This is a genomic window from Vibrio hepatarius (assembly GCF_018860525.1).
Taxonomy (GTDB): domain Bacteria; phylum Pseudomonadota; class Gammaproteobacteria; order Enterobacterales; family Vibrionaceae; genus Vibrio; species Vibrio hepatarius_B.
Genome location: NZ_JAHKPM010000008.1, coordinates 68,549 through 80,336 on the forward strand (window position 1 = coordinate 68,549; position 11,788 = coordinate 80,336).

Consider the following 11,788-nt stretch of genomic DNA (forward strand, 5'->3'; position numbering starts at 1 on the left):
TAACTTAAGTATGACATCTTGTTTAACACTTTATCTGCATTATTTTGCTAATCTCTCGGACCTGATTTTGGTGGCGTATTATTATATATACACCGAGATAATACAGCATGGATAAACCAATACTTAAACAATCGATGCGGCTTTTCGATCAACTTGGTCACATAAAATCGCGCTCGATGTTCGGCGGATTCGGTATCTTCGCAGACGACACTATGTTCGCATTAGTCGTTAACGATAAGCTACACATCCGAGCCGATGATAAACTAGCCAGCCAGTTCCAATATGAAGGTTTAACTCCCTACGTTTATAAAAAACGTGGTTTCCCAGTCGTGACCAAATATTTTGCTTTGACCAAAGATGTGTCTTCTTGTCAAGATCGCGCTCTTTCTCTCGCACAAAGTGCCTTAGAAGTAGCTAAAAAGGAGAAAACATCTCAGGAGAAAGCACGACCAACTCGACTTAAAGACCTACCAAACCTTCGACTCGCCACAGAACGAATGCTAAAGAAAGCCGGGATTGATAGTGTCGATAATTTAGAGCAAACCGGGTCTGTTGAAGCTTTTAAGGCTATTCAAGCGACTCACTCGACAGAAGTATCTATCGAACTACTTTGGGCTCTAGAAGGGGCTATTAAAGGAAAACACTGGTCTGTTATATCCTCAGCTCGCCGCACAGAACTGCAAAGTCAACTTAGTAGTTAAATGTTCCTTCAAACTGTAAAAGCCAACCAATAGGTTGGCTTTTTGTTTATTTTTGAAATTTTACCTTTATTAAGCTGTTCTTATCTTCTAACCCCCTTACTTCACATCCAGGAAATCAGTATGAATAAGAAACTTGTGTTAGGTATCCTTTTAGTTGGATTGATCGTATTTCTTGGCATCAACTTTGGCCAATACCTGACTCTAGAAAATGCTAAAGCTCAGCAAGCATCACTATCAGAAGTTATAAATAACAACTTTGTATTTGCGGCAATCACTTATTTTGTCGCATATATCACCATAACAGCATTTTCGATTCCTGGTGCTGCAGTTGTCACATTGCTCGGTGCAGCCTTATTCGGCTTTTGGACCAGTCTGCTACTTGTTTCCTTTGCTAGTACAATAGGAGCTACTCTCGCTTTTCTTAGCAGCCGTTTTTTACTCCGAGACTGGGTACAAAGCAAATTCGGTGAAAAACTAAAAGCGATCAACGAAGGTGTTGCAAAAGATGGCGCATTTTATTTGTTCTCCCTACGCCTTATTCCGGTCTTTCCATTTTTCCTAATTAACCTTTTAATGGGATTAACACCCATCTCAACCGCTCGATTTTATTTAGTAAGTCAATTAGGTATGTTACCGGGAACAGCAGTATATCTTAACGCTGGTACACAGCTTGCGAAAATTGAAAGCTTATCTGGTATTGTTTCAGCCCCTGTGTTGCTCTCATTTGCATTACTTGGGTTATTTCCTGTGGTAACCAAGTGGATAATGAGTAAAATCAAAAATACCACCCATGAACAAAATGGAAGTACGTCTTGAGGATATTTACGGCCCCAACAGCCCCAGAAGTTCATATTGTTTGTGAGCTTCTCAAATCACACTGCATAGATTGCCAAGTTATAGGGGAAGGGATTGCAGGGCTTCAAGGCGAATTACCCTTTGACGATAGCACATGCCCATCTATTTGGTTATTAGATATCAGTCAGCTTGGACAAGCACATAAAATTATTCAACAGCTTGAACAGCAAGATCAATCCACTTCAAAGTGGCAATGTCAGCAATGTGATGAATTAATTGAGATGCAATTTAGGTTATGTTGGAAATGTAATACCACTACTGACTAGTTGTTTTTGATAATAAGAGTTTTAAATAACTTACATAGAGTTTGTTTGAGATAACTGTACAGCCAAAGCCTCTATCTATATGAGGCTGGCACCAGTGCTTTTCTCTATTGTCGATCTATATTCAGCCTGACAGTTACAGAGCGATGATCACTCCCAAATGAAGATCCAATACTAGATTTTCCTTCTGGCAATATCATTGTTGAATAGTTGTTAGTGTCTGCTTTGTTTTTTGGAGTCAGTATAACGACTCCGTCTAGATAACCGCTCTGCATTTCATCATTTTCCTGCCTTTTAGAGCCTTTCTTAGCCCTAGCATTAACATCTGCTTCCCATTTATATGTATTTTCATATTGGGAAATAATGGGTAATTTAATTTCGTATTGATCTGGCACTCCTAACTCAGATCTGAAGCTTTTTACATCTTGTAAGGCTCTCACCAAGTGACCTTTCAATTTTCTATTTCGAGTATTAAAGTCACCAGAAAGAACAATATGATCCACATCAGGGTGTTTGGTTATAATTTTGCATAATAAATCATTTATTTCTTTTTTCCTTTCATCTTTATCTCGAGAATCGAGATGGATGTTTACCATGGCAACTTTCATATCCCCGATTTTTTGTATAGTAATGGTCCCACCTTTATTAGGGTTATTCAATACATCTCTATAATTAAAATAATCCATAACAATGGGTGCAGTTATACCTTTTTTAACCAAGGTTATTTGAGCTGTTGAAGAAGGGTTACAAATCAAGAATAGCAATTCCTTTGGCTTGGTTACTGTTACCATTTTTTGTGCACTATTGAAAACAATTACATATTGTGATCGCTCAATATATTCTTTGATCGCGCCTGATAGGTTTTTCATCTCTTCTGTAGATATAAATACAATATCAGAAGTACTATCTTTCACGATAGAATCGCACATAGACTTACTCATTTCCCTATTAGCATTATTATGAGTAAATACTTGGATAGTTTTCGCCGGCTTTGTCCTATCTAAAGAAATATCATTTGCATTATTATAATATTCACTGGGGTTGGAGGCTTGATTAGCTACACAACAATTAAAGACTTTAACTACACTTTTTGATAATTGAACTGACTGCCTAGTATTATCTTCTATTCTATCGTTAATAAGGTTACATGTTTGTATATTAGCTTTCATTATAATACCTATAATTGATTATTAATTAAAAATAATATAGGAATTTCATTTATAAAACTGTGCGCTCTAGCTTCTATCAAGTCAATTTATTTAATTTGACTTATAAAATTAAAACCTGGCGAATTATATAAATAAAAATAAATTTGTAATTTACAATATATGTTTTATCTAGGGCTCTAAATTACCAAATGCTCAAGTAAATATTGATTTTAAAATACTATACCCAATTATGACATACATACTTGCCTTATATGAGCAGACATATCAGATGAAGCTAGATTAGTTATACAATCATCGCTACTCAATACATACATATTGATTAATTGTGATAAAGGAATTTTTATGCACTCATTACTAGTTACGGACCATTCTGGACAGATAACGATTGTCCCCGGTACATCAAGTTCGCTGTTCATGAGTGTCGAAGAACTAGTCGTATGCCAATAAATAATATCGTGTAGCGGTATTTGATGTTCAATAAGAACACTTCGTACATAAGACTTTGTCAATGAACTTGAAAATATAACTCTAGTTGGAGTTACTGCATTAATACAGGAGCGAAAAATACTATAGCTTACGGTATCGATATGGTGAGAGACTCCCCTTCCTCTAGGCAACCTTTCAGTAGTGAATATTAAATCATACTCATCTACAGTTGGACAATGTTCAAGACTAAAGCTTGTAAAAGATAGCTCAGAATAATCGATTGTTTTGAATTCTTTCAAAATACACTCAATGACTCTCGGGCAAAATACATCTTCTACAGCAATATTTAGTCGGCGGCCTAAATTAACATTTTTCAATTTCTCAAATAAGCTTTCATTCATGCTTAACATCTTATTTGCGTGTTCAAAGAGTATTCGCCCATGCTGAGTCAACTCAAACCCACCTCTTCTATCAAATATTTTTACACCTACGATGCTTTCAATTTTTTTAATGTGCTGGGATACTGCTGGCTGAGTCATAAATAATGACTCAGCCGCAGCGGTTACACTACGATATTTAGCCACTTTAATTAGTGTAAATAGGTACTTTGAATCAATAAAACACTTTGATTTTTTCATAAAATCAGTCAACCTAATTATAAATTACAAACAAATAATATACATTTTAAAAACAATAAGTTAACAACAAGTCGAGTAGTGGACAATACTATGGACAAATCTAACTTAAGAGAAACCACACTAAAATATCAATCATATATAACAATAACTTAGAGTATGATCACCAGCCTAAAAATCATATAAACAAATGTTAAAAATCGATAAATTTTTACTTAATATATTGATAATATTAAGAAAATAAATTGAATGATTCTTTTAAAACATGACATTACTGATCATTACATAAGCTTAAATAATATAAACATATGAAAATATATATAAAAATCTTGAATTAGCATAGGGAGAGGAGATAAGAACTTTGAGAAATGGTACTCTGATAAATTTAAAGTATAGTGGATCCTTATTATAGTGCTTTGACTTCGAACTATAGAAATATGTTCCAGTCAATACCTTATTAGATTAGATTGATAATACTACTTTGGTGGGGTCTGTCCCTGAATAAACTCAATCGAATGCTGGTTAAATGTATCTGAACACTCAATATTACAGACGTGGCCACAATTAGGAATTTCTAACAAAGTACTACTGTAATGTGCCGCAACCATCTCTTTTACGGGCGGTAAAAACATGTAATCGCGCTCCCCCATAAGATATAAAGTAGGGATCGGCAACTCTTGCTCTTTAAAGTAACGCATTAGTGGGTTGACTTCTGTAGTAAGGATAAACCAACGCTTAAATTCTTTCTGGCAAAGTTTTTTCGCCTCTCTGATAAATAAATGACGTGACTCTTTCTGAGCTTTTTGAGGCATTACAATATAAGCGAATAGACTGTATAACCACATATATGGAACAATGTGCTTACATAAATTACCTATTTTCGCTAAAACCTGTGAACGAGTATTGAGCCTTGTAACTGCCCCACCCAACACCATAGACTTGACTCTATCAGCAGACATTTCTGCTAGGTTTCTTACAATAATGGTCCCCAGAGACATACCAACAAAATGCGCAGATCTAATCTTTAGGTGGTCCAGTACTTTGAGGATATCAGCAGTCACCTCCTTAAATGTGTACCGGTTTGAGATAAGCTGTTTAATAAACTGTCGAGACTGGCCATGTCCACGTAAATCAACCAGCAATAGATTGAAGTGCTGGCGATAGGCTTTGATTTGCTTAAACCAGATTGAGGAACTTCCGCCAGCACCATGAACAAAAACAACCCATTCATCACTTGTCGGGTGTAAATACGTTTTATGAAAAAGTAGCTCTTGATTCATCGTTGAGAGTAAAGCTCGCTTAGAGAGTTAATTTCGTGCAATATATCACAGATAAATCCATCCATAACTCCCAAATAGTCAACTATTTTATAAAAAAAATCCCACTCTCTACTAGAGTGCAACAATATGCCTTAGGCTAATTAAATTACCATACTATGATATAAGCTCAAATATTCATCAGCAGCAATATTCCAACTAAAATTTTGTTTCATAGCATTGAGTCGAATTCGCGTAAATTCAGCAGGTTGTTGTTCATATAGCAGTAAAGAGTGCTGTAATGTGAGCAATAGTTCATTAGATTTAGGCTGATTAAACACAAAACCTGTCGCTATCTCTGGATCAGTCGTATGATCTATAACAGTATCTTTAAGCCCACCTACACCTCGAACTACTGGCAAGGTGCCATAAGCCATACTGTATATTTGATTTAATCCACAAGGCTCAAACTCTGATGGCATCACAAAAAAATCTGCACCAGCTTCAACTAAATGTGCAAGTTCATTACTGTAAGCCTCTATAAATTTGAGCTTTGTACCATAATTAATTTCAATATTTTTCAGTTTAGATGCCAAGTGAGGATCACCTGTTCCTACAATAATAAATTGTACTTGATGACCCAAAAATCGCTCAAGTATTGGCAGTAAATACTGAATACCTTTTTGGTTTGTCAAACGACATACCATACCATAGATAGCAACATCTTTTTGCTCCAGCCCTAGCTTGTCTTGCAAATTACGTTTACATGCCCTCTTCCCTTTATCCAAGCTTTGTCGAGTAGCTTGATAATTTGCTACAAGATAGGGATCCGTTTTAGGGTTCCATGTTGAATAGTCACAACCATTTAAAATGCCAACGAAATCATTTTGACGTGCTTTAAATTCTTCTGCCATACCATGACTACCAAGCTCGGTTTTAAGCTCCTCGGCATATGTCGGGCTGACTGCATTGATTTTGTCGGCAGTCATAACTCCTGCCTTTAGCATGGTGACATGGGTAGGACTTACTGCTGCATCAGGAGCATACCTAGTTTGCATCTCTGGTAAACAAAGAAGATCGTCATAGCTAAAGACTCCCTTAAATACTGCATTATGCACTGTGATAATACTTTTTATTCCTGTATAAAATTCGGTTTGTCTATAGCGATGCTTTAAAAGGTATGGGACCAATCCAGTGTGCCAGTCGTTTGCATGGAGAATATCTGGTTGGAAACCTAATTTTGGTAACATATCCAGACAGGCAACACTAAAAAATGCAAAACGTTCACCATTATCATTGTATGCTTGATTATTAACTGCATACATTTCTGAACGATTAAAATATTTTGGGCAATCAATAGCATAGACAGTAACATTCGACACACTTAGCTGTAACACTTTATATTTGGTACGAGGCCAGTGCTCAAGCTGAGTGTCCAATATTACGGTCGCTTCATCAATTTGAGCTATTTTTTGATAGGCTGGCAAGGCAATCCGAACATCTTGCTTAAGAGCCACAAGTGCTTCTGGAAGAGCCCTAGCCACATCAGCCAAACCACCACTTTTGACTAAACCTTCAACTTCTGATGCCACAAATAAAACAGAAATGCTCTTAGTAACCAACACGTGCTCCTTTGGGAATAACTACAATGCCGTCATCTGAAACATGGAAAAGCTTTTTATCATTGTCTATATCTACTCCAATTTTTGTTCTGGGTGCAATATCAGCATTTTTGTCTATGATTACACGTCGTAACACACAACCCTCACCAACCTTTACATCACCAAGCAAAATACTCTCACTGATATCACAAGCTGAAGCAATATTACTCCTGAAACCCAGTACAGATTTTTCAATTCTTGAACAGCGAACATAGCTCCCATTGCACACTAAGCTATCGATGATCTGTACTCTTCTATTATCGGAATCACTAAATGTAGCTGGTGGTAAAGCAGGGTAGAACGTATGTAACGGCCAACTGCGGTTATATAGAGAAAAAGGGGCATCTTTCTCGAGGAGATCCATGTGGGCTTGCCAATATGAATCAATGGTACCTACATCTCGCCAGTAGACGACCTCTTTTTCACCAGGGATTCGATTTTTGCTAAAGTCATATACAAAGACATCGCCGCGAGGAAACATTTTTGGGATGATATCCTTGCCAAAATCGTGGTCAGAATCAGGGTTATCAGCATCTTCGATAAGTTCAGCAAAAAGAGGCTGTGCTTCAAATATGTAGTTCCCCATCGAAACGAGTGCATGTTCTGGATCGCCTGGAATGCATCTAGGTTCCTCTGGTTTTTCTTCAAAACCAACCATACGACCCTCTTTATCAACTTCAATAACTCCAAATTTCGATGCCTCAGAAAGGGGCATACGCAATGCGGAAACCGTTAATGAAGCTTCTTTTTGCTTATGGAAGTCTAGTACCTGCTTAATATCCATTTTATATATGTGGTCTGAACCGAAAATACACACTTGTTCAGGCTCCGCCAATTCCATAAAACGCAGATTTTGGTATATCGCGTCAGCAGTACCTTCATACCAACGTTTGCCTGTTCTCATTTGAGCTGGGATAGGATCAATAAATCTGTCTGTAATACCACTAATATTCCAGCCTTTTTTGAGGTGATGAAAAAGCGATTGAGATTTGAATTGTGTCAAAACGTAGATACGCATTAGATCAGCATTAACAAAATTATTTAACGCAAAGTCAATCAGACGGTAGCTTCCACCGAATGGAACTGCAGGCTTACTCCGGGATTCGGTTAAAGGGCGAAGACGTGAGCCTTCTCCACCAGCGAGGATCATTCCTAAAACACCAGCCATTCTATACTCTCCATACTCATTTATTGTGGAAAATTACCAATTCCAATAGTTGCCGCTACCTTCCAAGTTGCGAACTTGCCATCACACAAACATCATAAAATGTATGGTGAACGTTGATCATGCAAACCTACTGAGTATTATTAAAGCGCCATCAGAATATGCACATGATTTACTATAAGTTACCCTATTTTAGTAAATTTACAATTCAAAAGATGCATTCCAGTACGGAGTATGACCCACCTCAAGCTCCAATTAAGTGGTCATCAAATTTGTGGTAATAAAAAAGCAGCTACATAGAGTAGCTGCTTTTTTCATAATCTATTTGGCATCAGGCAAAACCTGCTTAACGGTCTAGAACTACTTAGTTGTTTTTTTGCGCTTATCGGTAATTTCCCAACGGCCATCAATATAAAGAGCTGTATACCCAGATGGCTTACCATCAATCTCTGAACGCACATAATTCTCTTTAGATTTACGACTAAAACGAATAACCATTGGACGTCCGTCAGGATCTTTTTCAGGAGCTACTGCCAAATAGTGGAACTTTGCAGAAATACGATCTTTAAATTTAGCTAACTCTTCCACAAGTGGGGCCCGAGTTTCACGAGATTTAGGAAAAGTATTCGCAGCAAGAAATAAGCCGGAAGCACCATCTCTTAACACAAAATAGGCATCTGAGTTTTCGCATGGCAGCTCAGGAAAATGGACAGGATCTTCTTTGGGAGGTGCAACCTCACCATTTTTCAGGATCTTGCGGGTATTTTTACAAGTCTCACTGGTACAATCCATATACTTACCAAATCGGCCGTTTTTCAACACCATATCAGTGCCACACTTGTCGCACTCAACAACAGGCCCGTCATAACCCTTGACCATAAACTCACCGTGTTCGACCACATACCCCTCACAGTTGGGGTTGTTACCACAAACATGCAGCTTCCGTTTATCATCAATTAAGTAAGCATCCATGGCGGTTTCACAGATAGAACAACGCTTTTTAGCACGAAGAGCCGCTGTCTCAACATCTTCTTCAAGTACGTTGATGATACCTTCTTCATCACCAAGATTAATGGTTGTTTTACAACGCTCTTTGGGAGGAAGTGCATAACCTGAGCAGCCTAAGAACACGCCTGTAGACGCTGTTCGAATTCCCATGACTCGATCACATGTTGGGCATTGGATATCGGTATAAACAATATGATTAGGCTTCATACCGCCATCTTCTTCATCCAGCTCCGCTTTTTCCAAATCGCTAGTAAAATCACCAAAGAAATTGTCTAGGACATTTTTCCAATTTGCCTCACCATCAGCAATCTGATCAAGCTTTTCTTCCATACGGGAGGTAAACTCATAATTCATCAGCTCATGGAAACTGTCATCTAAACGATCAGTAACTATTTCACCCATTTTTTCAGCGTAAAATCGACGCTGGTCAACCTTCACATACCCACGGTCTTGAATGGTAGAAATAATAGACGCATAAGTTGATGGACGACCAATGCCACACTTCTCAAGCTCTTTGACTAATGCAGCTTCAGTAAAACGCGCAGGCGGTTTGGTAAAATGTTGCTTTGGCTCTAAATTTACCAAGTCAATTTTTTCGCCCACCTTTACAGCTGGTAATATCTGGTCTTCGTTTTTGCCCAATGGACGCTGAACACGTGTCCACCCGTCAAACTTTAGAATCCTACCTTTCGCCTTAAGAGTAAACTCAGCCGCCTTAACACTGACTGTTGTAGAATCATATTTCGCTTGAGTCATTTGACAAGCAACAAACTGATTCCAAACTAGTGCGTATAGTTTATGCGCATCTGCTTCCATTCCAGCTAAGTCATCCGCTTTGACTAATACATCAGAAGGTCTTATCGCTTCATGCGCTTCTTGAGCCCCCTGTTTACTTCCGTAAACATTAGGTTTAGCTGGCAGATAAGGTTCACCAAATTCATCACAAATGAACTGACGAGCCGCATCTACGGCTTCAGAGCTTAAATTTGTCGAGTCAGTACGCATATAAGTAATATAACCTGCCTCATATAAGCGCTGGGCCAACATCATGGTTTTTTTAACACCATATCCAAGGCGAGTGCTAGCCGCCTGTTGTAACGTTGAAGTAATGAAAGGTGCAGACGGTTTACTCGATGTAGGTCTATCCTCTCGTTTACAGACTTCATAGGATGCTTTTTCGAGTACTTTAATAGCAGATAATGTTTGTGCTTCGTTGTCTGGCTTAAAAATCACACCATCTTTTTGCGCAACTTGGAGGCGAAAATCTATTTTATCTTCTGTTTTGGTATTGGCATGAACGTCCCAGAATTCTTCTGGAATAAAAGCATTAATTTCCCGTTCACGCTCGACAAGTAGCTTTACTGCGACAGATTGTACTCGACCAGCAGAGAGTCCTCGCGCAACTTTTTTCCACAGTAATGGAGAGACCATAAAGCCAACAACTCGGTCCATAAACCTACGAGCTTGCTGTGCATTAACACCGTCCATATTAAGTTCACCAGGTGTTTCAAAAGCCTGCTGAATCGCATTTTTAGTGATCTCGTTAAAGACAACTCGTTTATATCGCCCTTCATCACCACCAATAATCTCTCGAAGGTGCCAAGCGATGGCTTCTCCTTCGCGATCTAAATCGGTTGCAAGATAGACACTATCTGCATCTTTAGCTAACTTTTGTAACTCGGCAACGACTTTTTCTTTTCCAGGCAAAACCTGGTAATTGGGCTCCCAGCTATTAAAAGGGTCAATGCCCATTTTCTTTATTAGTGCTTTGCGATCTTTTTCCTTCTTGATTCGAGTTTTTTCTTCTGTACTCAAACCTTTGGTGGAGATCGCCGCAGCTTTTTGGCCGGTACTTTGTCCGGCTGTTGGTAGGTCGCGTACATGACCTACGCTGGACTTTACAATAAAGTCCTTACCTAAATACTTATTGATGGTTTTAGCCTTAGCCGGCGACTCCACAATAACGAGTGACTTACCCATATTGACTCAAGTGTCCTTTATATGACCCGGCGATATAACGCACGGCATACTTAAAATGTTACTTCTTTTTACTATCGAGCGAGAAAGCCAGAAGATCAATATCTTTTTTTAAATCCACCACTAACTGGTCGACATTTCAACGGATCGCGGTTCGCCTCTTTAAAAGGCTCCACATACTAGCCGTGACAGGGTTATTTCTGCTAATACAAGAAGAAAAATTTTGCCACCGCTCACAAAATAATAGCCAGTACGCTAACAAGCCTTGTAGTCAGTCAATTGATCTACCTCAAAGGCTAGAAATGCTATCCACTTTACAATTCCATCTACCTGCATCAAAGCATGAGTGATAATAGATGAAACACAAGAAAATCATTTCAAAATTCGAACTTTTGTTGATTGCCAATCATATGCTCCATGAACACCACGATAACCTTATTAGTATGCGAGTAGAGCATGTCGAGGAAAAAGACGACGTTCTGATTTTTAAAGGTAACCACTTTCTCGACATCAACGGATTACCAACAGAGAAAACGCCAAAGGCCTTTAATATGTTGAAATACCTATCACTCCACTTATCCAATGAGTTCACTTTAAAGCAGAGCTAGATCTTTGTTTTATAAAGAATTTCAATATATATTAAATATAGTCTCTCTATTCCCCCTGGTATCA

Annotated in this window: 10 protein-coding genes; 4 read left to right on the forward strand and 6 right to left on the reverse strand. The window is 38.3% G+C overall.

The features are described 5' to 3' along the window. Window positions 1-107: 107 nt before the first annotated feature. The 3 genes from KO511_RS01675 (at window position 108) to KO511_RS01685 (ending at window position 1,822) form a co-directional block, all read left to right on the forward strand. A complete protein-coding gene (locus KO511_RS01675) occupies window positions 108-701 on the forward strand; it encodes a TfoX/Sxy family DNA transformation protein (RefSeq protein ID WP_215985767.1) in 594 nt (197 codons plus the stop codon). Between the two features lie 120 nt (window positions 702-821). Next, a complete protein-coding gene (locus tag KO511_RS01680) occupies window positions 822-1,517 on the forward strand; it encodes a TVP38/TMEM64 family protein (protein WP_215985768.1) in 696 nt (231 codons plus the stop codon). Continuing rightward, window positions 1,514-1,822: a DUF2007 domain-containing protein gene (locus KO511_RS01685; protein WP_215985769.1), complete on the forward strand. Its 309-nt coding sequence runs from the start codon at window positions 1,514-1,516 to the stop codon at window positions 1,820-1,822. The genes KO511_RS01680 and KO511_RS01685 overlap by 4 nt, the downstream gene beginning before the upstream one ends. 104 nt (window positions 1,823-1,926) lie before the next feature. On the opposite strand, the gene KO511_RS01690 is transcribed toward KO511_RS01685, so the two are convergent. The 6 genes from KO511_RS01690 to topA form a co-directional block, all read right to left on the reverse strand. After that, on the reverse strand, window positions 1,927-2,988 hold the full coding sequence (locus tag KO511_RS01690) for an endonuclease/exonuclease/phosphatase family protein (protein ID WP_215985770.1): 1,062 nt from the start codon (window positions 2,986-2,988) through the stop codon (window positions 1,927-1,929). Between the two features lie 227 nt (window positions 2,989-3,215). Next, a complete protein-coding gene (locus KO511_RS01695; protein WP_215985771.1) occupies window positions 3,216-4,052 on the reverse strand; it encodes a LysR family transcriptional regulator in 837 nt (278 codons plus the stop codon). A 473-nt stretch (window positions 4,053-4,525) separates the two neighbouring features. Continuing rightward, window positions 4,526-5,329, reverse strand: coding sequence for an alpha/beta fold hydrolase (locus KO511_RS01700; protein WP_215985772.1), 804 nt, complete (start codon window positions 5,327-5,329; stop codon window positions 4,526-4,528). A 140-nt stretch (window positions 5,330-5,469) separates the two neighbouring features. Continuing rightward, the gene (glgA, locus tag KO511_RS01705) at window positions 5,470-6,927 is read right to left on the reverse strand and encodes a glycogen synthase GlgA (RefSeq protein WP_215985773.1); all 1,458 of its coding nucleotides are present in this window, start codon (window positions 6,925-6,927) and stop codon (window positions 5,470-5,472) included. Continuing rightward, complete coding sequence (gene glgC / locus KO511_RS01710) at window positions 6,917-8,134, reverse strand: glucose-1-phosphate adenylyltransferase (protein WP_215985774.1); 1,218 nt, start codon at window positions 8,132-8,134, stop codon at window positions 6,917-6,919. The genes glgA and glgC overlap by 11 nt, the downstream gene beginning before the upstream one ends. Window positions 8,135-8,491: 357 nt before the next feature. After that, complete coding sequence (gene topA, locus KO511_RS01715) at window positions 8,492-11,119, reverse strand: type I DNA topoisomerase (protein ID WP_215985775.1); 2,628 nt, start codon at window positions 11,117-11,119, stop codon at window positions 8,492-8,494. A 353-nt stretch (window positions 11,120-11,472) separates the two neighbouring features. On the opposite strand from topA, the gene KO511_RS01720 reads away from it, so the two are divergent. Continuing rightward, window positions 11,473-11,724, forward strand: coding sequence for a DUF2498 family protein (locus tag KO511_RS01720; protein WP_215985776.1), 252 nt, complete (start codon window positions 11,473-11,475; stop codon window positions 11,722-11,724). The last annotated feature ends 64 nt before the right edge of the window (window positions 11,725-11,788 follow it).